34 protein-coding genes and 2 tRNA genes are annotated in these 26,040 nt (G+C 58.0%); 16 read left to right on the top strand and 20 right to left on the bottom strand.

The genetic code is table 11. The annotated features are described in order from the left end of the window. Positions 1-41: 41 nt before the first annotated feature. Together AC1Q5O_RS03160 and AC1Q5O_RS03155 are read left to right on the top strand one after the other, a co-directional pair. Entirely contained in the window at positions 42-326 is a 285-nt protein-coding gene (locus AC1Q5O_RS03160) for a hypothetical protein (RefSeq protein ID WP_492561874.1), read from the top strand. Between the two features lie 288 nt (positions 327-614). Next, positions 615-743 (top strand): hypothetical protein, encoded by a 129-nt coding sequence (locus tag AC1Q5O_RS03155; protein WP_492561873.1) that lies wholly within the window; start codon positions 615-617, stop codon positions 741-743. 64 nt (positions 744-807) lie between these two features. Here AC1Q5O_RS03155 and AC1Q5O_RS03150 read toward each other — a convergent pair whose 3' ends face one another. Beyond that, positions 808-1,119, bottom strand: coding sequence for a DUF982 domain-containing protein (locus AC1Q5O_RS03150; protein ID WP_346305513.1), 312 nt, complete (start codon positions 1,117-1,119; stop codon positions 808-810). A 91-nt stretch (positions 1,120-1,210) separates the two neighbouring features. Here AC1Q5O_RS03150 and AC1Q5O_RS03145 point away from each other — a divergent pair, with 91 nt between their 5' ends. After that, positions 1,211-1,444, top strand: coding sequence for a hypothetical protein (locus AC1Q5O_RS03145; RefSeq protein ID WP_346305514.1), 234 nt, complete (start codon positions 1,211-1,213; stop codon positions 1,442-1,444). A 103-nt stretch (positions 1,445-1,547) separates the two neighbouring features. On the opposite strand, the gene AC1Q5O_RS03140 is transcribed toward AC1Q5O_RS03145, so the two are convergent. Next, complete coding sequence (locus tag AC1Q5O_RS03140; RefSeq protein WP_223615683.1) at positions 1,548-1,859, bottom strand: PepSY domain-containing protein; 312 nt, start codon at positions 1,857-1,859, stop codon at positions 1,548-1,550. Between the two features lie 137 nt (positions 1,860-1,996). Then, positions 1,997-2,539 carry a phosphatase PAP2 family protein gene (locus AC1Q5O_RS03135; RefSeq protein ID WP_403172662.1) on the bottom strand — a complete coding sequence of 181 codons (543 nt, stop codon included), beginning with the start codon at positions 2,537-2,539 and terminating at the stop codon, positions 1,997-1,999. A 265-nt stretch (positions 2,540-2,804) separates the two neighbouring features. Between AC1Q5O_RS03135 and AC1Q5O_RS03130 the strand changes: the two genes are divergently transcribed. From AC1Q5O_RS03130 to AC1Q5O_RS03120, 3 genes are all read left to right on the top strand, one after another. Next, positions 2,805-3,149, top strand: a complete 345-nt coding sequence (locus AC1Q5O_RS03130; protein ID WP_492561872.1) for a YnfA family protein — start codon at positions 2,805-2,807, stop codon at positions 3,147-3,149. Between the two features lie 79 nt (positions 3,150-3,228). Beyond that, positions 3,229-3,456, top strand: a complete 228-nt coding sequence (locus AC1Q5O_RS03125) for a hypothetical protein (RefSeq protein ID WP_492561871.1) — start codon at positions 3,229-3,231, stop codon at positions 3,454-3,456. A gap of 217 nt (positions 3,457-3,673) precedes the next feature. Then, positions 3,674-4,129: a pyridoxamine 5'-phosphate oxidase family protein gene (locus AC1Q5O_RS03120; protein WP_223615679.1), complete on the top strand. Its 456-nt coding sequence runs from the start codon at positions 3,674-3,676 to the stop codon at positions 4,127-4,129. Between the two features lie 274 nt (positions 4,130-4,403). Here AC1Q5O_RS03120 and AC1Q5O_RS03115 read toward each other — a convergent pair whose 3' ends face one another. The 4 genes from AC1Q5O_RS03115 to AC1Q5O_RS03100 all read right to left on the bottom strand — a co-directional run bounded on the left by AC1Q5O_RS03115 (position 4,404) and on the right by AC1Q5O_RS03100 (position 8,112). Further along, positions 4,404-4,835: a DUF2750 domain-containing protein gene (locus AC1Q5O_RS03115; RefSeq protein WP_464659885.1), complete on the bottom strand. Its 432-nt coding sequence runs from the start codon at positions 4,833-4,835 to the stop codon at positions 4,404-4,406. A gap of 200 nt (positions 4,836-5,035) precedes the next feature. After that, positions 5,036-5,224: a hypothetical protein gene (locus AC1Q5O_RS03110; protein WP_464659883.1), complete on the bottom strand. Its 189-nt coding sequence runs from the start codon at positions 5,222-5,224 to the stop codon at positions 5,036-5,038. Between the two features lie 600 nt (positions 5,225-5,824). Beyond that, positions 5,825-7,507, bottom strand: a complete 1,683-nt coding sequence (locus AC1Q5O_RS03105) for an HAD-IIIC family phosphatase (protein ID WP_492561870.1) — start codon at positions 7,505-7,507, stop codon at positions 5,825-5,827. A gap of 362 nt (positions 7,508-7,869) precedes the next feature. Then, entirely contained in the window at positions 7,870-8,112 is a 243-nt protein-coding gene (locus AC1Q5O_RS03100) for a hypothetical protein (RefSeq protein WP_492561869.1), read from the bottom strand. 221 nt (positions 8,113-8,333) lie between these two features. On the opposite strand from AC1Q5O_RS03100, the gene AC1Q5O_RS03095 reads away from it, so the two are divergent. Further along, positions 8,334-8,504: a hypothetical protein gene (locus AC1Q5O_RS03095; protein WP_223615674.1), complete on the top strand. Its 171-nt coding sequence runs from the start codon at positions 8,334-8,336 to the stop codon at positions 8,502-8,504. Positions 8,505-8,611: 107 nt separating this feature from the next. Here AC1Q5O_RS03095 and AC1Q5O_RS03090 read toward each other — a convergent pair. The 4 genes from AC1Q5O_RS03090 to AC1Q5O_RS03075 form a co-directional block, all read right to left on the bottom strand. Further along, positions 8,612-8,688 (bottom strand) — tRNA-Arg (locus AC1Q5O_RS03090). 72 nt (positions 8,689-8,760) lie between these two features. Continuing rightward, positions 8,761-9,066, bottom strand: a complete 306-nt coding sequence (locus AC1Q5O_RS03085; RefSeq protein WP_105735719.1) for an ETC complex I subunit — start codon at positions 9,064-9,066, stop codon at positions 8,761-8,763. Positions 9,067-9,142: 76 nt separating this feature from the next. Beyond that, positions 9,143-9,219, bottom strand: a tRNA-Pro gene (locus AC1Q5O_RS03080). A 256-nt stretch (positions 9,220-9,475) separates the two neighbouring features. Then, positions 9,476-10,486, bottom strand: a complete 1,011-nt coding sequence (locus AC1Q5O_RS03075) for a hypothetical protein (RefSeq protein WP_492561868.1) — start codon at positions 10,484-10,486, stop codon at positions 9,476-9,478. A 631-nt stretch (positions 10,487-11,117) separates the two neighbouring features. On the opposite strand from AC1Q5O_RS03075, the gene AC1Q5O_RS03070 reads away from it, so the two are divergent. Beyond that, on the top strand, positions 11,118-11,513 hold the full coding sequence (locus AC1Q5O_RS03070; RefSeq protein WP_223611209.1) for a hypothetical protein: 396 nt from the start codon (positions 11,118-11,120) through the stop codon (positions 11,511-11,513). 45 nt (positions 11,514-11,558) lie between these two features. Here the strand turns inward: AC1Q5O_RS03070 and hdaA are convergent, their stop codons facing one another. Genes hdaA through AC1Q5O_RS03055 form a run of 3 tightly spaced genes read right to left on the bottom strand, consistent with a single transcriptional unit; the run spans position 11,559 to position 13,983 of the window. Further along, the gene (gene hdaA / locus AC1Q5O_RS03065; protein WP_492561867.1) at positions 11,559-12,245 is read right to left on the bottom strand and encodes a DnaA regulatory inactivator HdaA; all 687 of its coding nucleotides are present in this window, start codon (positions 12,243-12,245) and stop codon (positions 11,559-11,561) included. A gap of 33 nt (positions 12,246-12,278) precedes the next feature. Then, positions 12,279-13,454 (bottom strand): AI-2E family transporter, encoded by a 1,176-nt coding sequence (locus tag AC1Q5O_RS03060; RefSeq protein ID WP_492561866.1) that lies wholly within the window; start codon positions 13,452-13,454, stop codon positions 12,279-12,281. Continuing rightward, entirely contained in the window at positions 13,405-13,983 is a 579-nt protein-coding gene (locus tag AC1Q5O_RS03055) for a CDP-alcohol phosphatidyltransferase family protein (protein ID WP_492561865.1), read from the bottom strand. Before AC1Q5O_RS03055 ends, AC1Q5O_RS03060 begins: the two co-directional genes overlap by 50 nt. 181 nt (positions 13,984-14,164) lie before the next feature. Between AC1Q5O_RS03055 and purM the strand changes: the two genes are divergently transcribed. Together purM and purN are read left to right on the top strand one after the other, a co-directional pair. Beyond that, on the top strand, positions 14,165-15,226 hold the full coding sequence (gene purM, locus AC1Q5O_RS03050) for a phosphoribosylformylglycinamidine cyclo-ligase (RefSeq protein ID WP_492561864.1): 1,062 nt from the start codon (positions 14,165-14,167) through the stop codon (positions 15,224-15,226). Next, positions 15,223-15,846, top strand: a complete 624-nt coding sequence (gene purN, locus AC1Q5O_RS03045) for a phosphoribosylglycinamide formyltransferase (RefSeq protein ID WP_492561863.1) — start codon at positions 15,223-15,225, stop codon at positions 15,844-15,846. The genes purM and purN overlap by 4 nt, the downstream gene beginning before the upstream one ends. 17 nt (positions 15,847-15,863) lie before the next feature. Here purN and AC1Q5O_RS03040 read toward each other — a convergent pair whose 3' ends face one another. The 3 genes from AC1Q5O_RS03040 to AC1Q5O_RS03030 all read right to left on the bottom strand — a co-directional run bounded on the left by AC1Q5O_RS03040 (position 15,864) and on the right by AC1Q5O_RS03030 (position 18,664). Beyond that, positions 15,864-16,169, bottom strand: a complete 306-nt coding sequence (locus tag AC1Q5O_RS03040; protein WP_492561862.1) for an addiction module antidote protein — start codon at positions 16,167-16,169, stop codon at positions 15,864-15,866. Beyond that, complete coding sequence (locus tag AC1Q5O_RS03035; RefSeq protein WP_492561861.1) at positions 16,166-16,471, bottom strand: type II toxin-antitoxin system RelE/ParE family toxin; 306 nt, start codon at positions 16,469-16,471, stop codon at positions 16,166-16,168. The genes AC1Q5O_RS03040 and AC1Q5O_RS03035 overlap by 4 nt, the downstream gene beginning before the upstream one ends. A gap of 81 nt (positions 16,472-16,552) precedes the next feature. Next, on the bottom strand, positions 16,553-18,664 hold the full coding sequence (locus AC1Q5O_RS03030; protein ID WP_492561860.1) for a molybdopterin-containing oxidoreductase family protein: 2,112 nt from the start codon (positions 18,662-18,664) through the stop codon (positions 16,553-16,555). Between the two features lie 159 nt (positions 18,665-18,823). On the opposite strand from AC1Q5O_RS03030, the gene AC1Q5O_RS03025 reads away from it, so the two are divergent. Further along, positions 18,824-19,471, top strand: coding sequence for a glutathione S-transferase family protein (locus tag AC1Q5O_RS03025; protein ID WP_492561859.1), 648 nt, complete (start codon positions 18,824-18,826; stop codon positions 19,469-19,471). A 3-nt stretch (positions 19,472-19,474) separates the two neighbouring features. Here AC1Q5O_RS03025 and AC1Q5O_RS03020 read toward each other — a convergent pair whose 3' ends face one another. Continuing rightward, positions 19,475-20,317 carry an EamA family transporter gene (locus tag AC1Q5O_RS03020; RefSeq protein WP_492561858.1) on the bottom strand — a complete coding sequence of 281 codons (843 nt, stop codon included), beginning with the start codon at positions 20,315-20,317 and terminating at the stop codon, positions 19,475-19,477. A gap of 102 nt (positions 20,318-20,419) precedes the next feature. Next, positions 20,420-20,950 carry an NADPH-dependent FMN reductase gene (locus tag AC1Q5O_RS03015; RefSeq protein WP_492561857.1) on the bottom strand — a complete coding sequence of 177 codons (531 nt, stop codon included), beginning with the start codon at positions 20,948-20,950 and terminating at the stop codon, positions 20,420-20,422. A gap of 82 nt (positions 20,951-21,032) precedes the next feature. On the opposite strand from AC1Q5O_RS03015, the gene AC1Q5O_RS03010 reads away from it, so the two are divergent. The 4 genes from AC1Q5O_RS03010 to AC1Q5O_RS02995 all read left to right on the top strand — a co-directional run bounded on the left by AC1Q5O_RS03010 (position 21,033) and on the right by AC1Q5O_RS02995 (position 24,017). Beyond that, on the top strand, positions 21,033-21,893 hold the full coding sequence (locus AC1Q5O_RS03010; RefSeq protein WP_492561856.1) for a 23S rRNA (adenine(2030)-N(6))-methyltransferase RlmJ: 861 nt from the start codon (positions 21,033-21,035) through the stop codon (positions 21,891-21,893). Positions 21,894-21,953: 60 nt separating this feature from the next. Then, positions 21,954-22,403 (top strand): hypothetical protein, encoded by a 450-nt coding sequence (locus tag AC1Q5O_RS03005; RefSeq protein ID WP_223611220.1) that lies wholly within the window; start codon positions 21,954-21,956, stop codon positions 22,401-22,403. Between the two features lie 13 nt (positions 22,404-22,416). After that, positions 22,417-23,166: a ribonuclease T2 family protein gene (locus AC1Q5O_RS03000; protein WP_492561855.1), complete on the top strand. Its 750-nt coding sequence runs from the start codon at positions 22,417-22,419 to the stop codon at positions 23,164-23,166. 254 nt (positions 23,167-23,420) lie between these two features. Beyond that, complete coding sequence (locus AC1Q5O_RS02995; protein ID WP_492561854.1) at positions 23,421-24,017, top strand: glutathione S-transferase N-terminal domain-containing protein; 597 nt, start codon at positions 23,421-23,423, stop codon at positions 24,015-24,017. Positions 24,018-24,080: 63 nt separating this feature from the next. Here the strand turns inward: AC1Q5O_RS02995 and AC1Q5O_RS02990 are convergent, their stop codons facing one another. Then, positions 24,081-24,722 carry an outer membrane protein gene (locus AC1Q5O_RS02990; protein ID WP_223611223.1) on the bottom strand — a complete coding sequence of 214 codons (642 nt, stop codon included), beginning with the start codon at positions 24,720-24,722 and terminating at the stop codon, positions 24,081-24,083. Between the two features lie 501 nt (positions 24,723-25,223). On the opposite strand from AC1Q5O_RS02990, the gene AC1Q5O_RS02985 reads away from it, so the two are divergent. Continuing rightward, on the top strand, positions 25,224-25,988 hold the full coding sequence (locus tag AC1Q5O_RS02985; protein ID WP_223611224.1) for an SDR family oxidoreductase: 765 nt from the start codon (positions 25,224-25,226) through the stop codon (positions 25,986-25,988). Positions 25,989-26,040: the final 52 nt, after the last annotated feature.

Genomic DNA, 26,040 nt, shown 5'->3' with positions numbered 1-26,040 from the left:
TCGGTATCCGACACGGCACCGGTGCAATGGAGCGATGACCGGTGCCATCGATGCCCGGCATTCGACCAGATCTGTTGACGGCGCTTCAGCTCGAAACGCTGGCGTCAGCGGTCGGACACAACATTTCACCTTCCATAGTTACAGATGTTCTCATTGCATATTCGCGCAATAGTTGTATTCATTTCGATAAAATTTTAACCGCTCTGGAATCTTCAATGTCCGATGACAACAAACAACCCGGCGTATTCGCAGGTTCCTGGCGGCTTGCGATTATCATGCTTGTCATTCTGGCCGCCGTCTGGATCCTCGGACGCGCCTTCGCATAACAACCCTAGGTTTAGTAAACTGTGATTCAACCGGATATTACCGCTCCGGCGGGATGCATTCCGGCTGCGCTTGCAACCGCCATTCCCTGCCCGCATCCGGTGACGGCCCATGAGAATCCCCGGTTTTGATGCACTGCAGCACGCTTCTGTGGGTCGATTCCGCAACACTTCTCTGCCCAACAGGTCATTTTCGGTGCATTTTCTGAATTATTTTCATGCACACGCTTTGACATTTAACTTTCATGTTGATGGAATAGGCACCTGCAGACGAATTAGGGGAACATTCGAATGTATGAAGATGATGAGGACGAACAGCACTTGCACTATACCACGCCCGCGTGGTGCCATTTGCTTGTGTTTGGCTTTGCGCTGGCAATCGCCGTGCTGATTAGTCAGATTTGTTCTTCCATAGCCTGACGGGCTCCCGTCAGTTCAACCATCGACCCATCGGGATACTGTCCCATAAGACCCTCACCTGATCCTAGATCGTATTCGCGGGTTTTCCCGGCTGATCGGTCGATGCGCCGAGCGTGGTCCCCAATTGCGATCCGGTGCGCTCGCTGACATCGATACCCGCTTCCAGCGATGCGGCGACAAAGGCCGCGCGTGCATCCTCGGCGGACAATTTTTCATCAAGTGCATTGCGGCATGCGTCACAGGCGATCCTGTGCTTTTCACCCCGGCGCCGCGACCAGTACTGCGTCAGCATGGTCAGCGCGTCGCGCACATTGCGCACAACGATGACGCGGCCGGTACGCGGCGACTTGATGGTCACATGCGTGAATGAAAGCATTTCCATAAGCTTCAAATGCATGAGAAGGCAAGTGGTTCCATCACGCTTGATTGACGAACTGTCCGGCTTGCCCGACACTGGGTTTTTCCGAATGAAAGGGCTGCCCATGGAATATGACAAGGAGACGATCAAAGGCTCGACCAATGGCTACGGGCTTGGGGTAAAGTTCGAACTCACCAATGGCCAGGTATGGGAGCAGACCAGCAGCGACGACGAGTATCTGCACCAGTTCATGCCGGAAGTTCTGCTCGATACGGCCGGAAACATCGGAAAACTCAAGATCAACGATATGAATGACTGGGTGGAGATCAAGAGAATTCTCTGACGCCCATGGTGCGCCGGACCACAGCGCGGGTGTGACGGCAAGCAAAAGGAAACGCCCCGCCATCCCCAGGGGGCAGCGGGGCGGATAAAGCTTCAACCCGGCGTCAATTGACCGAAATCACTTCTCCGGTTCGACGATCAATGGAGACGCTGATGTCGTCGCCCTGATAGTCCGTTCCTTCCACGATGATGCGCGACCGCGTCCGCCGGATATCGTCGACTTCGCGCACGCCTTCGGACCGGGCGATCCGCACCGCCGTCCGATCAGTGATGCTGACGCTGCGATAGGGACGATCCATTTGCGGATCGACGAGGCGAACGCCGCCGGGACCTATTTCGATTGATTGCGCGAATGACGGCGCTGAAGCCAATAGCGTCAGAGCCGTTACACCCGCCATTGCCAGAACTTTGAACATGACACTCTCTCCTTAACACGACCCACCAAAACCATACACCACATATGCCTTTGCCGACGCCCCCGAAGCAGGGTTAATGATTAGTTTAGGGCTATAGTGTGGCTGAATTTGCCGCGCCATTGCGTTCCGGATAACTTTCAGAATACGCGTGTTACGAAGCGATCGATTTTCGACCCCTCCCGATAAAAAACGGCAACCGCCAGGGCCGCCAGCAAGGCCGTCACACCGCCGCCGATCACGTCGGAAACATAGTGCGTGCCGACATAGATGCGCGACCAGCAGACGAGAAAGGCCATCAGCCCCAGCAGAATGGTGCGGCGCGCCAGACCGTGAAGCGCAAAGGCCGCGACGATGGCAAGCGATGCCGTCGCATGGTCCGACGGAAACGACCAGTCGGCGCTGGGGGGAACGAGAAGATGCGTGATATCAGCATCATAGGGCCGGATGCGCTGCACAAACAACAGAATGATCTGGTTCAAGCCCAGTCCGATGAGAAAGGTCAGCCCGGCCGAGACGCAGGTATGCCGCACGTGCAGCCTGTCCGCCTTGCTCCACCATTGGCCAATGACAGCCACGATCATCAGCGGGACGCCGAAGCTGGTAACGGTCAACATTATTCCATCGAGAACCGGAGTATGGCCAGCGGGCGAATTGAGCCATTGCGTGATCGTTTGATCCATTCTCTTCTCTGCTTCCTTGGCCTCGAGCGGACTGCGAAAGCCCCGGAATGGCATGTCCTGCCCTTCCGGTCTTTCGAATCAGTTTTTCCTGCGACCTCACTGACCCTGAATCGCAACGATTTCATGGCGGAGAACTGGTTCTGCCGACTGGCACGCCGCGGATTGCCGGTCAATGCCGGCTTGGCATGCGTTGTTGCCGCCGCTTCAATTTCCGCTGTTGTCTGCTATGCAGGATCGATCCGCTGTCAGGAAATCCGGGGGGCCCATGCAAACCTACCTCACAACCGCACTGATCTACAGCGCTGCCGCCCTGGCCGAGATCGCCGGATGTTTCGCATTCTGGGCATGGCTGCGCATGGAGCGATCGGTGTTTTGGCTGGCGCCGGGCACATTGTGCCTTGTCGCCTTTGCCTATTTGCTGACACTCGCGCCGTCGGGTGAAGCCGGACGCGCCTATGCCGCCTATGGCGGTGTCTATATCTTTGCCTCGCTGATGTGGCTTTGGCTGGCGGAAGGTCAGCGGCCGGATCGCTGGGACATGACCGGTGGCATTCTTGCGCTTGTCGCGGCGGGGATCATACTCTTTGCACCGAGAGGAAGCGCTGCCTGACACCTGCGGCATGAATCGGGTGGCTGGCCATCAAGGGCAAGCGATACACTGAATCCACACCCCAGGGAGTGTGAGTTCAATGTTGTCTCTCTTGAATGCTTTGCATGCAATGGCCGCCCGACGCGGCGAGGGTCTGCACCCCGAATTGGCTGCGCGGCTGGAACAGCACGCCCGCAGCAACCCGGAGCAACCGGGCGCGGCTCTGCACCCGGATCACACCGGCCAGCAAGAGAGCGGTCAGGTCGTTCAGGTCGATCTCGGTGTGATGCTGTTCAGGCACGGCCGCGGTCGTATCAACAAAACCTGAGACGACAAGCGCGCAGGCCCTTGTACCGATCACCTCGTTTGCGTGAACACGCAAGCATGAAGGCTGGCCAACCCACGCCTCCCCTGCATCCGCGCAAACTGCGCAGGGCTTCACATTGCGCAGCCAAAGTCATTCACCTGTTTGACAACGAACAAAGCGCCCTCAATAATTATCGCGGCGGCAGTCCGCCTGTTCAAGAAGTCCAGGAGCAACCTCGATGATCATTAATGAGATGACGAAGGCGGAGATCAATGCCTTGCTGAGCCGCGCGAGCATTGGCCGCCTGGCCTGCTCCAGGGATGATCACCCCTATATCGTTCCGCTCAGATTCGCCTATCACTCCGTCTTTCTCTATTCTTTTACAACGGTCGGCCGAAAGGTCGAATGGATGCGCAACAATCCGCACGTCTGTGTCGCGTTCGATGAGATTGACGCAACCAATCGCTGGCAAAGCGTGATCGTCAACGGGCTGTACGAAGAACTGTCGAACGATCCGTCCCATGTCGACGCGCGCGCGACCGCGCACCATCTTCTGAGTGCATCCGCCGAATGGTGGCAACCAGGGTACACAAAGACGGTCATTCGCGATGCAGAGCGTCCGCTTGAACCCGTGTTTTTCCGGATATCCATCCTCGAAACAAGCGGGCACAAAGCCGTCAAAACCGCGAGCTAGCGGTCCGGCACAACCCGGCAAAGGAATTGGCACCCGCATTTTCAACAGCACTGTCCTGCGGGACTTGACGCGGCGAATGATCGGATCGCCAAAAAGTGCTGCGGAACCTCTCACGCCCGCCGCCGTTTACCCCATGCAATTGGAGGTCATACGATGCTTACAGCAGCAGTTTTATGGTGGCTGGGCGTTCCGCTCATTGTTGTCATCCTGATTTTCTTCATCTTTCTGCGGCGCCGCTGAATGGGACGCCAGTTCGGTGCGGCGGGGGCTGCCCTTATGGTTTCAGGTAGGAAAACCCCGTCTGGATCTCATGCCTGATATCGGCAATCACCTTGTGAACGGACTCGATGCGTCCGTCGCTTGCCTGATCGAAGCAGATCCCGACTTTAAGTCCGCGTTGCCGCAATGCCGGCAGAAAATCTTTCAGCACCGCGTCAAGTTCCATCTCAACGATTTCGGTTTTGATATGCAAGCCGGTACCGCGGTCCAGCGGCCCCAGCCACAGCTCCGCAAAGATGGCATCCGGCCAGAGCGGGCAACACATCGATGTCCCGGCCGGGTCATTGAGAATGAGATAATTCGAACCAAGGTTGATGGTGTATACTTTGTAGGTCTCAACCGCTTTCTTGATGAAATATCTGTAACGCATGGCGTGTGAGAGTTTGAGAACTCTTGTTGCCTCTTCAATACTCTGTTTTGTCTCCATGTGCCCACCCTCGTTGCTGAGGATAGACCAGAATATTAAAGATTGAAGGACAATTATTCCAAAGCGAGAGTTTATTCCGGCCGTGTAAACCGAAATTGATGATCAAGGGTTGGAGAAGCGCGTATTCCAGCGCCTGGGGACGATCGGTTTTATGTGGATGGGAGCGATGCAACCATGTTGCGCACCCCCACTGGGTCCATTTAATTCACCCTCTGCAATGTGATTTTATCTTGCTGCTCGGCATTCAAACGATGAACGCCCGCTTCTGCTGCAGTTCTTGTTGCCGCATAATATCGGCCGAGGCCAAATGACAGTGCCGCCAGGAACAGGACAACGCCGATATACTTCCAAGCACTGGCTTGATAGGGCTGCGGATCAATCGAATACATTCTAAACTCCAGGGTGACGGCATTGAGCGGGGAAAGCTGGCGCTGTAAAAACCCCACCATCCCGAAAGACGGTGGGGTAAAGTGTGTCTGGAACAGGATTTTGCAGCACTTCCTTCCATCGATAAGTCAATTGACCCAACTCCCTGCACCCGATGGGAGCTTGGATTTCGTTCTTCTCAGGGAACGTGTTGTGGCAGTGTCGTTTCCGGCATATTTGAATTATTGACGGGCAACAGAACAACGTTGCCAGTCATGGACATATCATCAAAACCGGCGTGACGTGAGCGTGACGGAAATCCCGGATCAGACCGGTATTATTGGGCAAAAAGCGTCCATGGCTGTCTTTGCAGGAACTGCGAGCCAACCCCTTGTCAATCAACGCACAAATGCTAGACAGGAATTCCGGTAAACTCGAAGGAAAACGATATGCCGGACTTCTCAACACTCATGTTTTTTGCCGCCGCAAAGCAAGCCTTGGACACGTCGTTCATCTCGAATTGTACCGGGAGCCTGTGAGGCCCCCCGAACCGTGGTGCTGTCGATCACGTGCGGCCGGTCGTTTCGTTGGTCGGCCCCAGCTCAACAAGGGTCGCCGGGAGCCTAAGCTGACATCTCGCGGAATTTGACGTGCGGCGGGGCTGTGACGGTATTGTCCCGCAGCGTCCACAAGCCGCCATCCAATGCAAACCCGCATTTCTGGTACAGGTCGCGGCATAGGCCGTTGGCTTCGGTCGGCGTGTAGATGCCCTTCAGGGCAAGGTGGTTTGCGGCAAGCCCGGCGATAACCGCCTGCTCGACGCCAAGGCCAACCACCCGGCAACTCATCACGAACTGGATGATGATGTGATCCCTGACAATGGCGATTCCCACCAGACCATAGTCGGTGTATTTGTCGCCGACTTCGAAAGTCTCGAAGACGGCACCCGAGAGAAAGGCCTGCTGACATTCACCGATGGTCCAGCGCTTGCCCGTGGTGTTGAACTGGTTGGATTTGTTGAGCAGTTCCAGCGCGCGTGGAAAACGTTCGTCCTCTATGGTGTTGATCGGGCGAATGCCGACGGAAACGTCGAGGGAAGCCAGGAACTCTTCCCGGGTCATGACGGCCTTCGCGGTTTCCCGCTGCACCTGAGCCTGGATCATCTCGGTGCGCCTGCTTGACTCCTGCGTGACGTACGGAACCTGCGTTTCCGGGGCCCAAAGCAATGTGCGGCGGATCGAATACAATTCGTCGCCAAGTATCCGCATGGCCGGAAATGCCGCTTGCACGCTTTCCCGCTCAACGGGATTATCGTCTATGAAGAGAGCGTTCTTCGGCAAGAGATTGGTTTCTCTGAGAATATCCTGGATGTTTTCCGCTTTTGGCCGCCAGTTTATTTTCCGGACCGCGAAGTCATCGATATTCAGTCTGTGCTTCAGGAACTGAGGCCACAAGTCGAGGATTGTCGCTTCGTCATTCTTGCTGACGATCGCCAGGACGATACCGCGCTGCTTGAGAAATTTCAGGGCTTCGATCAGGCCGAGCGGCCATCCTTCCAGGAGAACGCGATTGTGTATGCCTTCTTCCGCGACAACCCCGCGCCAGAGCGTATCGTCCAGATCAAGGATGACCAGCTTCACGCTGTCTTGCTGGGTGAGCGTCCGATACATGGCATGTATCTCGCTCCAAAACCCGAAGATGAAATCTTCTATGTTGATCGGGTAAAGGCTGGTGAGTTTGGTTGGCTGGACAATGCGGGTTGTGTCGTGGATGGAATCCCAGTCATTGGCATAGCTGGCATGCGACCAGTTCCAGACGAGATCCTCTTGAATGAACTTTCGGCCGAATGTCTGCGCGATGGCATCGGCCTGGACCATATGTGCCCCTTGTTCCCGCGCCAGCTCATGCAGTTTGCGATTCAACTGCTCGACGAAATAGGTGGGGTTGCGCAGGTCATAGCGCGGCAGAAGCCGCCCCATGTGGTTCTGCTGCGGTATGAAATATTCGGAAACGAAGGTCATGAGCTTGGTGTTTTCTGTAAACGCCAGCGCGCCCGTAAACGTTTGGATCAAACGCTGCTCGCACTCCCGCAGTTTTTCCTTGAACGGTTCCTCGCTGGTGTGCGGTATATCCGAAAGCATGGTTTCCGGCACAATCGTCCGCAACGGCAAATGTATAAGCTGGAAGGCATATTCTTCGATTGGATGCGGCGGTTCTGCCAGGTCACCGGGATAGTTGTACAGGACATGATCGACTTCCGCGCCCTTGAAAATGACATGGGCGTAGTGGAACAGACCCGCTGCCATGCACGATCCGACAACGAGGATCCGCTTAACAGCGACGGGTGTTGCCTCCAACGTGTCGGGTGTTCTGAAATTATAGGCAACCTTTTGATTTCGCACAGAAGCCGTGGTTTCAAGCATTCAGAGCATCTCCAATCAATCGCAGATCAAGCTAAGCGGTGCCATTCAATCACCGCAAGACAGATCGCGAAGGCAAAGGACGAAAAACGCAGCATTGAGAATTGGAGTAAACGCACATTCCCATGGCCTTGCCGCGCAGCCGGCTTCTCCGGGGAATAGCGTTGACGACAGGCCCCGCAGGCGGCTGCGCGGTTTCAGGACGTGTTCACTTCACCGGAAAGATCATGTTTTGCGCAATTTTGTGGTCATTTTAACAACAATTGCATTGACACGGCGGCCATAGCAATCTCGATTTCGTGCAACTTTTCACCTGTTTGGATTGCAACGAAAATGATGAAAATACTCGTTATCGCCATATCCGCCCTTACCCTATCAAGCGTTGTGCTTGTCAGCACAGCGGACGCAGCGCGATTCGGATTGAGTTTTGGCGGGCCCCGCAAAAGCGTCGCCAAGGAAAGCGGAAAGGCAAAGAGCGGCAACCCGGGCAAGGGAAGCTCCCGTGGTGGTGGGGGGGGTCACGGTGGCGGTGGTCACGGTGGCGGTGGCGGTGGCGGTGGTAACGGTGGCGGACACAGACGATAGATGTCAAACTGACCGGCCGACACGGCTTCGGCGCTGGGCGCGACACACAGACAGGGACATCGTTGTCACCTTGATTTCCCGATTTGGACCATGTTGTTCTGTCTCCCAAAAACGTGGGAGAAGAAACGTGGGTGACAACAACAGATCCGATGAGATTGACTCTCTGCCCGCTGCTCTCGAACTTATCAACACTGTTGACGATCCGGAGCACAAGGTGGCGTTTCTCAAGGACGTTGTCAGCACGCTGGTGGAGGAAGTATTGGAGCTTCGCAAGAAAGTTGCCGAACTCGGCGGCTAAGACCTTTCCTGCTTCGACCGGCCTCCATGAAAGCTTGTTGGTTTGCATCAGACCAACGGCCGGATTGCCTCGCTATCCGGTAAACAGAACTGGTTCTCTTTGGTAAGTGGCGATCCCGGCTGGATTCGAACCAGCGACCGTCGGCTTAGAAGGCCGGTGCTCTATCCAGCTGAGCTACGGGACCAGTTTTACACCGGCGAACACAGTATCGCCGGGAAATCCGAACAAACTGCAAACAAGGCCAAACGTCGAAGAATCAGTGTGTCCAGGGCTGCTTGCGGTCAAAGCGGAAGTTTTCCGAATAGGAGACAACGCGCCGTCTTGTTTCCTTGGGTTCCTGCACCGAATAGGCAATGCCGTTCTTCTGTGCGTAGGCGATTGCCTCTTCCTTCGTTTCGAAGGACAGGCGGATCTGGCTCTTCATGTCGCGCGATGACGTATAGCCCATCAGCGGCTCAACCTTGCGCGGCTGTTCCGGCTCGAATTCCAGCATCCAGCTTTCGGTCTTGGCCTTGCCGGACTGCATTGCTGTTTTTGCGGGGCGGTAAATACGTGCTGCCATTAGAAGAAATCCCTTTGTCTGAAATCCCGATATAGTACAGGCTTCGGTTCAGTACCAGCAGCATCATCGGTTGAAATGGTCGGAGCGGAGAGATTCGAACTCCCGACCCTCTGGTCCCAAACCAGATGCGCTACCAGGCTGCGCTACGCTCCGTATCATGTTCAACGTTGGCTTCCCTAGAGTTTTTGATTCCGGAACGCAATAGCGAAATCAAAGAAAAGCCCGCAAACGGAACAAAAGCTTTGCCACGGCGGGGTACGGAACCGAAAGCCCGGGAAAAGCGCCGGGAATGTTCTGCTGATGTTCCTCCCTGCCCCACAACCCCATTTGCGGGAGACGAGCTGAAGCATATGATTCGATGACAACTGGCTTGATTGCACCGTCGCTGTGGACGGGTGCCGGCCTACACTCAACGTCCGAGCTTTTTCACCAAGGTTGCTGCTTTGCGAAGGGGCCGAGTGATTGACCATGACGTACTCGATTGGATGGAACTCAAGCTGTCTTCAAGGTCGGCAACGGTTGCAGCCAACCGGGATATCGTAGCGGATTGCGCTTCCAGCGCGTTGCGCTCTTTTTCGACCAAAGCGGTTTGAAGGTTGTCCAGTTCGCCTTGCAGCGTTTGTTGTGCCGAGTGCGCCTGCGCCAAATCCTGCCTGGCCGCCACTTCGAGGCGTCTCAGTCTTCTGATCTCTCGTCGCAGCGCAACATTATCCAATTGCTCCAGTGACGGATATTCATCGGCTGATTGCGCCGGAACTGATACCGGAAACTGGGACGCCATTTCCGACCCGACACGAACTTTTTCCGGCTCAACAATGCTCTCGCTCACCAGCTTCACTTGGTCGAAATTTACTGATGCTGGCAAACACCCTCGAAGGACTGAAAAGAGATATTCCGGATCTCGGGTAAAGCGAGGAAAAGCCAAAAGATAAATTGGAACCCCAGCATTCGTCAGCTTGTCCAAAAGCTGATGGAATCCCACGGCGAGGAGCCGGGCTTGATCCAAAGGATTCAGTGAAAAAACCGTACCTCCAGGTGCACTCCCCCATGCGTCCCAGGTTTTACTCTCGTCGGCCATCCATTCTTGGGTACGGTGGAGGTTCTGCAGTTCCAGAATGGTCCTGCTGCTTGCCGCTTCCACAAGATTACGAATCGGAATTATGACGCCATCAAGTTTAATGTCTTTGTTTTCAAGCACCTCATCTGCAAATTGGTACAGCCAAGGAGATTTCACAACATAAGGCAGGTTCTCACCGCCGTGGAGAATAAGATCTTCCAAGCCCGCATTGGCATCTTCAAACAATACTGTTTGACCATCTGCTTTGGTGATATGAGTTTCCAGACCTAGCGCATCAAGATATCTGACGAGAAGGCTTGTCCCAGCACGCCCGGTGCCAGCTACAAGGAGATGATTTTTCATTGTTCCCTATGATACCGTTACAACAAATCATGGAGACAAAGAGGCCTAGCATGAACCGATCAATCTCCCATAAAACCAATGGTTTCCGACGTAAGTAAAACTTACGTCAGGGAAAGAATTATCTTCATTCATGGATTCCCCCGAATCCCCATCCAGTAAAACTGATATATTAACCGCAATACAAACTGCAATCACAATTTATTGATGATCAAAGCACAGCCGAAATTCCCGATGTTTTGCGCCCCGTTGAAGAATTCAGTATTCATTACTCCGTGCTGCTCATACTGATGATGCAATACAGCAATCAATGTTGCCCATCCCGGCCCCCAATCTCATTTCGCAACTCCCGGAGTGCACCGCCGGTTTGGACAAACTCCATCTTGATCACAATGCAGAAAAACCAGACGTAGGCCGCCCCTGCGGCCAGTGGCGACAAATGGCTTGATTGTAACGTCCGACTTTGGAACACTCCCTGCTGCTCGAACACACCAGCCTTTGACGGGCCGATGTGCCACGTTGAAGATACGTCCTTGATCCGGGTTCAATCCCCCGGGACTGGTTTTGCAGGGAACGCCCGTCGCCAGCCTTGTTTTCCATGCCGGCGCATATTTCAAACCGTTGGAGTTTCATCATGTCAGCACATATCGAGATCACAGATTCGGCAGCATTCGACCTGGCCCAAAGCATCGCCGATACCCAGAAGGCGAAACTGCGGGAGCAGCAGATGCACCAGATCAGCGATGACGACATGCAGGTCGGTGAAACCTGGTTTGTCTGGGGCATCTTCAGCGCCATCACCGATGATCGCCCGCGGCAGCAGAAACTGCTGGCCGATTATCTCGCCCGGAAAATCCAGCCGCGCGGCGACATTGCCAAAATTGTCAGGGATACGCTTGCGCTCGACAGCGAGGGCAACCAGCTGTTCAACGCGATTTCCACCGCCGGCCGGCAGGCCTATCACGAAGACGGCGACCACCATCTGAGCAAGATCGCCGCCATCTTTCTCAACGCCATCAAGAACCATTGACGCTTTCCGCGTCAAAGCAATTCAGAGCGCGGAAGCCCGGACGCTTTAAAGATCGAAGGTCGCCTGCCCCTCGTCGAGGGCCGTAACAACGCTGGCGGCCAGCGCGCGGGTGATTTTCGATTTCTTCTCCAGTGCCGCGCGGTCAAGACGCTCGACGATGCGGCTGGCCGTGGACAGCGACCGCTCGATGTGGCTGACCAGAAAGCTGATCACATTGGGATCGACAGCGATCTGCCGGTCGGCAAAGAGCTTGTACATCACCCCGGACAGGAGCATGTCATCCGGCTCGCCGATCTCCACCGTCGTTGCCGCCTTCAGGCGCGAAGCAAGGTCAGGCAGTTTTACCGGCCAGGTGCCCGGCCAGCGGCGTGACGTCATCAGCAGGCTCGATCCGCTCTGGCGCACGCTGTTGATCAGATGGAAAAGCCCGGCTTCATCGATCGGACCGTCGCCGATGGCGTCGATCAGGAACGGACCGGTCCTGCCCGAGGCATCGCCGATATGCGCGGCATCGATGACAGTTGCCTCCGATTCGGCCTTCCAGACGGCCGCCAGATGCGTCTTGCCCGACCCGGTCGGCCCGGCCAGAATGACGACGGGAGAAATCCAGCCGGGCCAGCGGTCGACAATGTCCACCGCCGCCATGTTGGAGGCGGTGACAATCAGGTCGTCGCGCGAATATCCCGGCTCATGGCCAAGATCGAGCGGCAGTTGTCGCGGTGCATCGGTCATGTCAGGTGAAATACAGTCAATGCCGCCCGGATGTCACCGGATTTCTTTGGACCGCCCGCTTTTGCTGTAATCGCCTGTGTAGAGCGGGGATTGCCGGTAACGGCCGATGACAAAGCGCACGAGAACACCCATGGCCGCAGCCGTCGGCACGGCGATCAGCATGCCGGTGAAGCCCATGAGCGAGCCGAAGGCAAACAGCGCGAACATCAGCCAGACCGGATGCAGCCCGACGGAGGATCCCACCAGTTTCGGCTGGAGAATATTGCCCTCGAAGAACTGGCCGATGAAGAACACCACGGCCACGGCACCCACATAGAAATAGTCCGGCCAGAACTGCACCAGCGCCACGCCGATCGCCAGCACCAGCCCGACCAGCGAACCGACATAGGGGATGAAACTGATGAGGCCGGCAAACAGCCCGATCAGCAGCCCGAAATTCAGCCCGACGATGGTCAGCCCCACCGCATAGATCATGCCGAGCAGCAGGCACACCGTGCCCTGCCCGCGCACGAAGCCGGCGATGGCCTTGTTCATGTCGCGGGCGATTTCGCGCACCGTCTGCACATGGTCGCGCGGCGTCAGGTTGTCGATGCTCTGCACCATGCGGTCCCAATCGAGCAGCATGTAGAATGCCACGACGGGCGTGACGACGAACAGCGCCGCGACATCGATAAGCGTCTTGCCCGAGCTCCAGATCGACTGCAGCAGAGTGGACAGGAAACCGGCACCCTGCTGCAGCAGGGAATCGAGGCTGTTGCGGATGACGGATGCATCGACGCCGATGAAATCCTTCAGCCACTGGGAATCGCGGTTGGCGATCAGTTCCTGCAACCGGGCGACATAGCTCGGCAGGCGGGCGATGAAATCGGTCATCTGCGATGCCAAGATCGGCACGAGGATCATCAGCAGCAGCGCAAAGGTCACCAGGAACAGGATCAGGATGACGATGGTTGCCAGAAGGCGCGACATGCCCAGACGTTCCAGCCGGTCGGCGACGGGATCAAGGAAGTAGGCAAGCACGAGCCCGGCCACGAAGGGCAGCAGGATCGACGAGAAAATGTAGAGGAACAGCGCCAGGAACACCACGGCGCCGGTCCAGAAAAACGCCTGACGCCGCACGGCGGTTGCCAGCGTGTTCACCTGCACATCCACGTGGATGTCACGTTCGGCCGGTGGTGTCGCCTTCGTCTTGCTTACGGTTTTGCTCATAGCCAGCCATGTGTTGTGTCCATGCCACGAGATAGGCAGTGGAGGACGCTGCGGTCAAGAGTGCAACCATCCATACCAGAATCGTCCGCCCCGCGCCGAACGAAAATTGGAAGGTCATATCAGCCAGCGTAAACGCCACCAGCACGATCTGCAGCGCCGTGTTCGCCTTGGACACGAACAGCGGGCGCATTTCCACCGGATTGGCCATCACCGTCGACAGCAGCACCGCACTGATAATGAGGATGTCACGCGAAACAACGATGACAACCAGCCAGACCGGCAGCTCGTTGAGAAACCCGAGAACGACGAACAGGGTGACCAGCAGCAGCTTGTCGGCCATGGGATCGAGATAGGCGCCCAGTTCCGAACGCTGGTCGTAGCGCCGGGCGATGTAGCCATCGACACCATCGGAAACGCCGGCGATGACGAAACCGACAAGCGCCGCACCGACGGAACCGGACAGCAGCGCCATGACGATGAACGGCACGAGGATGAAGCGGAAGATGGTGATGTAATTGGGAATTGTCACTCGGCCGGCTTCCTCGCATTTTCTATTGTTACGCTCTAGATGGACGCAGCAGCGGTATTGCTCAACCCCTTTCCGGCGGCCAAACTGTCGATATCTGGTGTTTTCACCCGGCTTGGGGCACTCAGAGCTTGCAGCGACGGCGGAGTCGTGCCATTTCGCCAGCAACAATCCGGAGCTGACAATGACGATCAAAAATGGCCTCACCTATGCGCAGGCAGGCGTCGATATCGATGCCGGCAATCTGCTTGTCGAAAAGATCAAGCCGATCGTGCGCTCGACGCGCCGTCCCGGTGCCGATGGCGAGATCGGTGGTTTTGGCGGCCTGTTCGACCTGAAAGCCGCCGGTTTTACCGATCCGGTCCTCGTTGCCGCCAATGACGGCGTCGGCACCAAGCTGAAGATCGCCATCGATGCGGGCGTGCATGACACGGTCGGCATCGATCTCGTCGCCATGTGCGTCAACGATCTGGTGGTTCAGGGCGCGGAACCGCTGTTCTTCCTCGACTATTTTGCCACCGGCAAGCTCGACCCGGATCAGGGCGCGGCCATTGTCAGCGGCATCGCCGAGGGCTGCCTGCAGGCCGGATGCGCGCTGATCGGCGGTGAAACCGCTGAAATGCCGGGCATGTACCGCGATGGCGATTACGATCTTGCCGGCTTTGCCGTTGGCGCCGCCGAACGCAACCAGCTGCTGCCGTCGGGCGATGTGGCCGAAGGCGATGTCATTCTCGGCCTTGCCTCCTCGGGCGTTCATTCCAACGGCTTTTCGCTTGTCCGCCGTATTGTCGAGCTGTCCGGTCTTGGCTGGGATGCCGATGCACCCTTCAAGCCGGGCACATCGCTCGGACAGGCGCTGCTGACGCCGACCCGCATCTATGTGAAGCCGCTTCTGGCGGCGATCCGCGAAACCAATGCCATCAAGGCGCTTGCCCACATCACCGGCGGCGGCTTCCCCGACAATATTCCCCGCGTTCTGCCAAAGGACCTGACCGCCAGCATCGATCTTTCCGCCATCGCGGTGCCGCCGGTCTTCTCCTGGCTGGCCAAGGTCGGCGGCGTCGCGCGCGATGAAATGCTGCGCACGTTCAATTGCGGTATCGGCATGATCGCCGTTGTCGCCCCCGAAAATGCCGATGCTGTGCTCGCTGCGCTGAAGGCGCAGGGCGAGGATGCCGTGCGCCTTGGCACCATGGTTGCCCGTGCCGACAGCGGCGTTGTCTATCAGGGCAACCTGGCGCTGTGAGCAGCGCAGCCCACAAGAAGCGCGTCGCGGTCCTGATTTCGGGCCGCGGCTCCAATATGACCGCTCTGATTGAAGCGGCGAAGGCGGCTGACTATCCCGCCGAGATCGTCGCCGTGATTGCCAACAAGATTGATGCCGGCGGGCTGGAAACGGCAAAGGCGCACGGCATTGCGGCCCATGCCATTGCGCACCGCGATTATCCGACAAAGCAGGCGCATGAGGCCGCCGTCTCCGCTGCCCTGCGTGCAGCGGGAGCGGAAATCGTCTGTCTCGCCGGTTACATGCGGTTGATGTCGGCGGAGTTCGTTCAGACCTGGGAAGGCCGGATGATCAATATCCACCCGTCGCTCTTGCCGCTGTTCAAGGGCCTGCACACGCATGAACAGGCGCTTGAAGCCGGTGTTCGCGTGCATGGCTGCACCGTGCACTTCGTCACGGCGGGCATGGATGAGGGACCGATCATCGCCCAGACCGCCGTGCCGGTGCTCAACGGCGATACATCAGACAGTCTTGCATTGCGGGTGCTGTCCGTGGAGCACGAGACCTATGCCCGCGCCCTGGCGCAGGTGGCATCCGGCAAGGCCGTCATGCAGGACGGGCGGACAGTTTTCAGCGATTGATCGCGTGACGCCGCTGCTTACGCAGCGTCCTTCTTGTTCTTTGTCGCAGGCACAATTTTCAGTTGCAGTCCAAGCGCGTCGGCGACTTTGGTAATCGTCGCCAGTTCCGGATTACCCTCACCGCTCAAGGCTTTGTAAAGCGCCTGACGCGTAAGCCCGGTTTTGCGGGCAAGCTCGCTGATACCCCGTGCACGGGCCACATCGCCCAGCGCACGGGCAATATGGGAGGCATCTCCGCCCTCACACGCTGCCAGCAGATATTCCTCAATCATGTCGTCGGAATCGAGATACCGCACCGGATCAAATTTCCGCAGCTTGGTCATGATCTACGCTCCTTGAATTCCCGCGCCAATACTTTTGCTCTTTTGATATCCCGATCTTGCGAGGCTTTGTCACCGCCGCAGAGCAGAATGATGACGATATCGCCACGCACGCAAAAATAGACTCGATAGCCGGGCCCATAGTCAATTCGGAGTTCACTCACACCTTCACCCACGGCTTTGACGTCGCCGGGGTTACCGCCGGAGAACCGGCGCAATCTTTCCACTATTCGCACGCGCGCACGGCCATCCCGCAATTTTTCAAGCCACGCGGTGAACACCTCTGTTTCCAGAAAGTTCTTCATCAGTATTGTAAACCATAGTTGTCAAAATGTATAGATAATCAAAATTGCAGATTCAAAAAACAGTCAAAAATATCAATAAAATCAATTCATTGCCGGGCGAACCCAAACCTTGCTGTCGTGGAAGGCTGCGCCGCCATAGGGCGCCGACGCATCCGAGCCCGTCAGGACATTGATGCCCTCGCCGCGCTCGAATGCCGAATTGCGGAACAGGCCTTCCGAGATCACAACGCCGCGCTTGAGACCGGCATTCAGGCGGGCATGCACCACCACCTCGCCGCGTTCATTGCCGATTTCGACACGCATGCCTTCTTCGATGCCGAGCGTCGCTGCATCGTCGGGATGTATCAGCAGTTCCGGGCGGCCCTCTTTCAGCATCGAGGTCGGTGTTTCGGCAAAGGTCGAGTTGAGGAAATTATGCGCGGGTGACGTGCCCAGACGGAACGGATGTTTTGCATCCGCGACTTCGATGGCTTCCCAATAATCCGGCCATTGCGGCAGAGTCGCGAACGGTCCCTGCGTGCCCATGGACTGCGGTGGACGGTTCGGCGACGGACTGCCGGTCCAATCCGGCTTGAAGCGGAATTTGCCGTCGGGCCAGTTGAAACCGTTCGCGTAATGCGCGGTTTCGTAGTCCGGCTGCACATCGAGCCAGCGGATTTCCTTCAGCACGTCATAGCCCGGCAGATTGCTCGCCGCCATCATATGGTCGATCAGCGTCCGGGCATCGAGATCGAAGCCCGGCAGGTCGCCGACGCCGAGGCGTTTTGCCAGTTCGTTGATGACGTAGAGATTGGGCCGCGTTTCGCCCGGACCGTCGATCAGCTTGGGGCCGAGCACGATATGCTGCTGGCCGCCGCCGCGATAGATATCGTCATGCTCCATGAACATGGTGGCCGGCAGCACCACGTCGGCCAGCTTTGCCGTGTCGGTCATGAACTGCTCGTGCACGACCATGAACAGGTCCTCGCGCAGCATGCCCTGCTTGATCAGGCGCTGCTGCGGCGCGACATTGGCCGGATTGGTGTTCTGGATCAGCATCGCCATGACGGGCGGCCCGCCATAGAGCGCATCCTTGTCGCCGTTCAGCGCCAGCCCGATTTTGGACTGGTCGATATGGCGAACGGTGGAATCCTTGAACGCCTGACCTTCGATTTCCCGCTTGTCCATGCGGAAAATGCCGGAATTGGAGTGAAATGCCCCGCCGCCCTCATGCTTCCAGGCACCGGTGACGGCCGCAATGGACAGGGCCGCATGCATGTTCACCGCGCCGTTGCGCTGGCGGGTGAAACCGTAGCCAAGCCGGAAGAACGTCTTCTTTGTCGTGCCGACCAGTCGGGCGAATTCTTCGATCTCCGCGACCGTCAGGCCGGTCAGCGCCGCCGCCCATTCCGGCGTGCGGTCGGCAAGATGCGCTTCCAGTCCCTTTGGATCGTCCGTATAGGCATTGAGATAGTCCCAATCGGCAAGACCGTCGCGGAACAGCACGTGCATGACGGCGCAAGCCAGCGCCCCGTCGGTGCCCGGCTTCAGCACCAGGCCGAGATCCGCCTGCCGCACGGTGGCGTTTTCATAGATGTCGATGGCAACGATCTTGGCGCCGCGCTCCTTGCGGGCGCGCACCGCATGGGTCATCACATTGACCTGCGTGGCCGCCGCATTGGTGCCCCAGATCACCACGCAATCGGACTTGGCCATTTCGCGCGGATCGACGCCGCCAAGCTTGCCGGTCCCGGCGAAAAACCCGGTCCAGGCCATGTTGGTGCAAAAACTGTCGAACTGGTTGGAATATTTCTTGGCGTGCCGCAGGCGGTGCATGGAATCGCGCTGCACCAGCCCCATCGTACCGGCATAGATATAGGGCCAGATGCTTTGTGAGCCGTATTCCGCTTCGGCCTTGAGGAAGCATTCAGCGACCAGATCAAGCGCCGCATCCCAGCTTGCCTCTTTCCACACGCCCTCGCCCTTGGAGCCGCCGCGGACAAGCGGTTTCAGCAGCCGGTCGGGATGGTGGATGCGCTCGGCATAGCGGGCAACCTTGGCGCAGATGACACCGGCGGTATAGGTGTTGTCCTTGGCGCCGCGCACGCGTCCGATCTGGCCGGAATCGAGCACCTCGACATCCAGCGCGCAGGTCGAAGGGCAATCGTGAGGACAGGCCGAATGGCCGGTGCGGAGAATGACAGCTTTGTTCATGGCCTATCCATAGCGCAGTTTTCGCGCCGCCGGAATGGGCTGGATAGCTGCTGCAGACGCAAAATGTCGCGACCGCGCTTGACGCTGGCGAGCGGACTTGATACTTAAGCAATCACTTTAGTATTGAATACTGATCAAGCTTTGCATGGGAGCCCCGAAATGTCACTGAAACTGTATTTTCACCCGCTATCGTCGTTCTGCATGAAAGTGCTGACCGCGCTGTACGAGAACGACACGCCCTTCGAGCCCTGCATGGTCGATTTCATGAACGAAGAGGCAAGCGCCGAATTCCGCAAGATGTGGCCCATCCGGCAGTTTCCGGTCTTGCGCGACGAAGCCCGGGGCCAGACCGTTCCTGAATCCAGCATCATCATCGAATACCTCGCCGAGCATTTTCCTGGCAGGACGCCGCTTTTGCCCTCCGGGCGGGAGCCGGCACTGGAAACGCGCTTCTACGACCGCTTCTTCGATCTGCACGTGCACGTGCCGATGCAGAAGGTCGTCACCGACAGGCTGCGTCCCGCGGGCCAGAACGATGCGCTGGGCGTTGAACATGCCAGACAGAAGCTGCGAACCGCCTATGATGTGCTCGAGGACCGTCTCAAAGGCCGGACGTGGGCGGCAGGCAACGCCTATACGATGGCGGACTGCGCCGCTTCCCCCGCGCTTTTCTATGGCGACATGGCCGTGCCGATCGGCGAAGGATATCCCGTGCTGACCGCTTATCGCGATCGCCTGATGAACCGGCCATCCTTTGCCCGCGCCCTGGAAGAGGCAAAACCCTATTTCGACATGGTGCCGAAATAGGCGTCAGGCGAGACGCATCACGGCGGCGCCTGCGGCGATCAGCGCCACGGCGATCAGGCGCTTGGCGCCGATATTCTCCTTGAGAACCAGCGCGGAAATGGCCACGGCAAACAGGATCGACGTTTCACGCAAGGCGGCAACGGCTGCGACCGGCGCCATGGTCATCGCCCACAGGGCAAGACCGTAGGAGCCGAGCGTGCCGACGCCGCCGACCGTGGCCAGCCGCGTCCGCTTGAGGAAATGCGGCCAGAGCTCGCCCTTGCGGGTCACGACGGTCCAGAGAAACAGGGGAATGGCGTTGAGGGTGAAAACCCACATCGTATAGGCCGCCGGTGCGCCGGAATGCCGGACGCCGATGCCGTCGATCAGGGTATAGGTGGCGATGACCAAAGCATTGATCAAAGCAAAGACCGTCGTGGCGCGGTTGGCCCCTGCCCGCCGCCGCGCCTCCAGCGCCAGCACCAGCACGCCGCAGCAGATCAGGGCAATGCCCGACCATTTCTGCGCCGACAGGAACTCGCCGACCAGCGGACCGCTGGCAATGGCGACGAACAGCGGCGCCGTGCCGCGCATGATGGGATAGGCCTGGCTCATGTCGCCGCTGCGGTAGGCCGCCGCGACAAGCGCGAGATAGATGAGCTGGACCACGCCCGATGCCGCCAGAAACGGCCAGCTTTCGCGCGCCGGTACCGGCAGGAACGGCAGGCAGACCATGGCGATCACCCCCGCCGAAGTCACGACCACGACGGTGTTGAGGAATTTATCGCCCTCGGATTTGACGACAGCATTCCAGCTTGCATGCAGGAATGCGGCAAACAGGACAATGAGAACAACCGTTCCGGACATGATCAGACCTCGGCACGCCCGAAATGCGCGTGCTCCCCGCGCTCAATGACACATTTGGGTCATAAGGCAAATTCGATAATCTCATCTTTAAAGTGAGAAGTTCTAAACGGCATTGATGCCGTCGACAAAACTGGCAAGACCGGCGCGCAGCGGCGCACCGAATTCCGCGCTTTTGGCGATGCCGTCCGCGTCCAGCTTCTTGCCCTTGAGCGGCAGGGTGAGCGACGCACTTGTGACCACATGCGCCGACATCGTCATCAGGACTTCCATGAGAAGCGGCGTGATGCGCTCCGAGTGCGGCGAAGTATTGATCAGAAGTACCGGCTTTCCCGGGAATTCGATGCACGACACGAGCCAATCCAGCATGTTCTTGAAGCTGCCGGGAATGCCATGGGCATATTCCGGGCAGGAAATGATCAGACCATCCGCCGCACCGACCCGTTTGCGCAACGCCACAATCTTCTTGGGCGGGTTGTCGCCGTCGAGATCGGGATTGAACGGCGGCAACCCCGCCAGCCCCGCATAAAGCGCCACGCTGACACCGGCGGGCACCAATTGACTGCAGGCCTCCAGCACCGACTTGTTCATGGAAACGGCGCGCAGGCTGCCGGACATGGCGAGAAGTTTTGTCATCGGAAGACCTTCGGGAATCAATTTGACAATCAGCATAGCGAGATGCTTGCGATAGCACCAACATCGTGAAACAAGCAGGGCCATGAACTACCGTCACGCCTATCACGCCGGCAATTTCGCCGATGTCGTCAAACACATTATCCTGACGCGGATTGTGCTCTATATGCAGCGCAAGGACCATGGCTTTCGCGTCATCGATACCCATGCGGGTATCGGCCGCTATGATCTCAAGGGAACGGAAGCGGGCAAGACAGGCGAATGGCAGAGCGGCATCGGCCGCCTGCTCGAGGCCAAACTGGATACGGATGTCGCCGGTCTCATCCAGCCCTATCTGGATATTGTGCGCGCCGAAAATCCCGATGGCGCCATCCGCCACTATCCCGGTTCGCCGCTGATCGTGCGGCACCTGCTGCGCAAGCAGGACCGGCTGTCGGCACTCGAACTGCATCCGGACGATGCCCGGCTCCTTGCCGAGCTGTTCGAAGGCGACGTGCAGGTGCGCGTGACACAGCTGGACGGCTGGCTGGCACTGGGCGCCCACCTGCCGCCCAAGGAAAAGCGCGGCCTCATCCTTGTCGACCCGCCGTTTGAAATCGGCGGCGAATTCGACCGTCTGGCGGAAGGCCTGGTCAAGGCGCACCGGCGTTTTGCCGGCGGCACCTATGCCTTCTGGTACCCGGTCAAGGACCGGCAGGAGGTCAAGCGTTTCGCCTCCCTCCTGCATGATACCGGCATTGCCAAAATCCTGCGCGCGGAGCTGATGATTCGAGCGCCCTCGCCGGAACCGCGGCTGGATGGCACCGGCATGATCATCGTCAATCCGCCTTTCACGCTGGAGGGCGAGCTGCGCAGCGTTTTCCCGGCGTTGTCAAAAGTCCTCAGTGACGGGCAGAATGCCGGTTTCACCCTCGATTGGATCCGCGGCGAGCAAGTTGGTGCTTGACCGCGCGCATCGGCTGTCCGACATTGGTCGCAAATCGATACCTCATGGAGAGTGACCCCTATGGCACGCGTTTCCACCCTTCTCGCCACGACCCTTGGCGCTGCATTGGCAATTTCGTCCGCCGTTCCGGCGTTTTCCGCCGATTACCTGCAACGCGCGCCCAGCCAGACCTATGACGATACCTGCGGCAAATCCGGCGTCCTCAATCGCATCGTCAACCGGTTCTCCTATCAGGTGCATCACGTCCCGGGCCTGCAGCAGGTGGCGATCCAGGATTTCAGCGACGTTCATCAGCAGCGCTATGAGCCGAGCCGCAATCCCGAAATGTCCGCCGTTCCGCGCTATTATTGCCAGGCGACCGCCCATCTCTCCGACGGCAGGCAGCGTCCGGTCTGGTACGTGGTCGAGGAAGGCTTGGGTTATGCTTCCATCGGCAACAATGTCGAGTTCTGCGTGGCCGGGTTCGACCGCTGGAACGTTTACAATGGCAGCTGCCGCAGCCTGAAATGATCCGTGACCGCTGATGCAGCTCGGCAGCCTGGCGCGCTACGCCCTGTTTGCAGCGCTTCTTGGCGTGTCGGTACTGACCTATCTGCGTGAGCAGCAGCCGCGCGAAAGTCTTGTTCCGCAACAGACGCCCGAGGTGATTGCCGCGGGCGAACGCCAGACAACCGGCGCGCCCGCAGCATCCGTACCGGCGGGCACCGGTTTTGATTTCTACGTTCTCGCATTGTCCTGGTCGCCCAGCTATTGCGCCGCCGAGGGCTCGAATGCCAACCGGCAGCAATGTTCGACCGGCCGCCCCTACGGCTTCGTCGTGCACGGGCTCTGGCCACAATATGAACAGGGCTATCCGCAGGACTGCACCACCGACGAGCCGCGCGACGTGCCGTTCAGCCAGGCCAGGCAGATTTCCGACATCATGCCGTCCGCCGGGCTCGTCACCTACGAATGGCGCAAGCACGGCACCTGCACCGGATTGACGCAGAAAGATTATTTTTCCGTGATGCGGCAGGCGGTATCGCGCGTCGTCGTCCCGTCCGCCTACAGCCAGCCCACCCAGCGGGCGCCCGTCAATCCGCAGCTTGTCGAACAGGCCTTTGTCGCGGCCAATCCGGGAATGACGCGGGATGCGGTCTCCGTCACCTGCGACAGCACATACCTGCGTGAGGTGCGCGTCTGCCTGACCAAGGACCTGCAGTTCCGCAGCTGCCCGGAGGTTGACCGCTCCTCCTGCCGCCGGCGGTCGGTCGATATGCCGGGAACGCGGTAGAACTGCCGATCACCCCCCTCTGGGCTGCCGCCCATCTCCCCCACAAGGGGGGAGATCACATCGACATCAATGATTTCAGGCAACATTCAACCGTTCAAGATTGGATGAAACGATAGTGAAGGCTGATCTCCCCCCTTGTGGGGGAGATGTCCGGTAGGACAGAGGGGGGTGTTGTCAATCTGATCTGACCGCTTTGCGAAAACCCGCCGGGCGTTTACCGTTCGCCATCGAATCGTCAACCGAGGAGCGTCATCGTGACGAAAGTTCTGTATTCCCCCGCCTCGCCCTACAGCACCAAGGTGCGCATGGTCGCCCATTACGCCGGCATTCCGATTGAAAGTGTTCTCGTGGACACCAATACGGCCCCGGCCGAACTGATCAACGCCAATCCGCTCGGCAAGATTCCGACACTCATTCTCGACGACGGCAAAGCGCTCTACGACAGCCGCGTCATCACCCAGTATTTCAACCGCGTGTCGGGCAACAAGATTTTCCCGCGCAATGCCGAAAAGCGGCTGGAGGCGGAACAGCTGGAATCCGTTGCGGACGGCCTGTGCGATGTCCTGCTTGCCCATGTCTATGAGCGGCGCTTCCATCCGGAAGAAAAAATCCATCAGCCGTGGCTCGACTGGCAGTGGACCAAAGCGATCCGCGTGCTCGACTATCTCAATGCGGCGCCGCCGCGCCTCGGCAAGAAGCTGCATGGCGGCCATATCGCGCTGGCCGCCGCCCTCGCCTATGCGACCCTGCGGTTCGAAGGCAAATGGGAAAAGGGCCGTTCGAAACTCAAGCGCTGGCAGAAGCGGTTCGAAGAACTGCATCCCGAGCTTGCGGCGCTTCTGCCGAAGTAAATCCCGAACAACAAAAAAGCCGGGCAGTTTCCTGCCCGGCTTTTTCTGGAGGTCAAGTCCAGATTAGAACTTGTAGCCAACACCAACGCGAACTTCGTTCGTGGTGATCTTGTTCGATACGCTGTCGATGCCGCCCAGATCATAGTCCTTCTTGCCAAAGTCGGTGTAGCGATATTCAACGCGACCAACGATGTTCTGGGTGATCTTGGCTTCCGCACCGGCACCGGCAGTCCAGCCGACGTGGGTCTTGCTTTCGCTGCCGAGAGGACCGGACAGCTTGCTGTCGGTAATGGCAACACCGCCTGTACCGTAGAGCAGGACCGGATCAAGAGCGATACCGGCACGGGCACGGATAGAACCTTCTACGCCCTGCTTGGCCTTGTAGCCGAAGTTGTTTTCCTTGGCACCGGAGTAGCCGATGTCGCCTTCAGCACCGTATACGAACTGGCCGTTCTGCAGGTTGTAGCCGCCGTAAGCGCCACCCTTCAGGCCGTCAGCATCGAGCTTGCCAACACTGGTCTTGTTCTTGTTCCAGCCATAACCGCCGTAAACACCGAGGTATGCACCGGACCAATCGGCCTGGGGCGCCTGGTACGCAGCTTCAGGCGCAGGAGCCTGTTCGGTAATGACGTCAGCAGCGAGAACTGGGGCGGAGAGCGTCAGCACAGCCGCCGAAGCGAGGATCATTGTCTTAAGAGTGCGCATGGCAATCTCCTTTTTTTAAACTCTTCTACACGGAGCGGGCACTTGGTCGGGGGGATAAACCAAAACTTGCGTCCGCTGAACGAGAGGAACATTCGCTTCTCATTGTGGCGGCACTCGCGCCAGACTGTGAAAAGAAACTGTCGAGAAAATGGCAGAAATGCGATGTGTTCATTATGCAACATTTTGAATTATCCAATGATTTCAACGATGTAAAAATAGTACGACAAAATAGATTTTACGAAATATTTGAGAAAATTTTATTGAAAAGTCCGCAATCCGCCGGTTTCAATATAGTATACTTAACCGATACTTAAACTCTGCCTTATGCTTGCATTTCTCGGCCAATTTTCGTGGCTATACGCACCTTCATCTGGCAAAAATGCCATGAAAGAAACAAATGACTGGAATTTCTCATTTGTCAGTGCAGATGCCGCCAAACCCTCGCGCTTTGCCGATATCCTCCCTATATTCGAGCATGAATCGCAGGACTGGGAGAGCCATTTGCATAGAGATAAGACCGTTGCCCTTGTCACAGGCGGCGCAAGGCGCGTTGGTAAGGCGATTGTAGAGAATCTTGCCGCCAACGGTTTTGCTGTGGCTATTCATTGCAATCATTCGCTCGAAGAAGGCCAGGCCCTGCTGCGTGCAGTAGAGGCGGCCGGCGGCACCGCGGCGGTGGTCCAGGCGGATCTGACCGACGGCGACGCAGTTCGCGGCCTGATCGGCAGCGCCGAGGATGCGCTCGGTCCGGTGGAAATTCTTGTCAACAATGCGTCGATCTTTCATGATGATGGGTTCGGCAATTTCGACGACCACGTCTGGGACAGGCATTTCGCCGTGCATGTGAAGGCCCCGGTCCTGCTGGCGGATGCGATGAAATCGGCGCTTCCCGACGGGGAGAACGGCCTCATTGTCAATATTATCGACCAGCGCGTGTGGCGGCTCACGCCCAAATTCACCTCCTACACCCTGTCGAAGGCCGCATTGTGGGCCGCGACCCAGACCATGGCGCAGGCGCTGGCCCCGCATATCCGGGTCAATGCCATCGGTCCGGGGCCGACCATGCAGGGCGAACGTCAGGAGAGAATCGATTTTGAACAACAAGTTGACGGCCTGCTGTTGAAACACGGGCCCGATCTGGCAGAATTCGGCAACACGATCCGCTATCTCTGGCAGACGCGCTCCATCACCGGGCAAATGATTGCCCTGGATGGCGGGCAGCATCTGGCGTGGGAGACGCCGGATGTCACGGGAATGGCAGAATGACCAACGCACGCAATCACCCGGCAATCGACCCGGCCCCGCCGCTTTCCCCTGA

This window comes from Phyllobacterium sp. MT110 (assembly GCF_058792715.1).
This window is presented reverse-complemented; position numbering and strand designations above follow the sequence as displayed.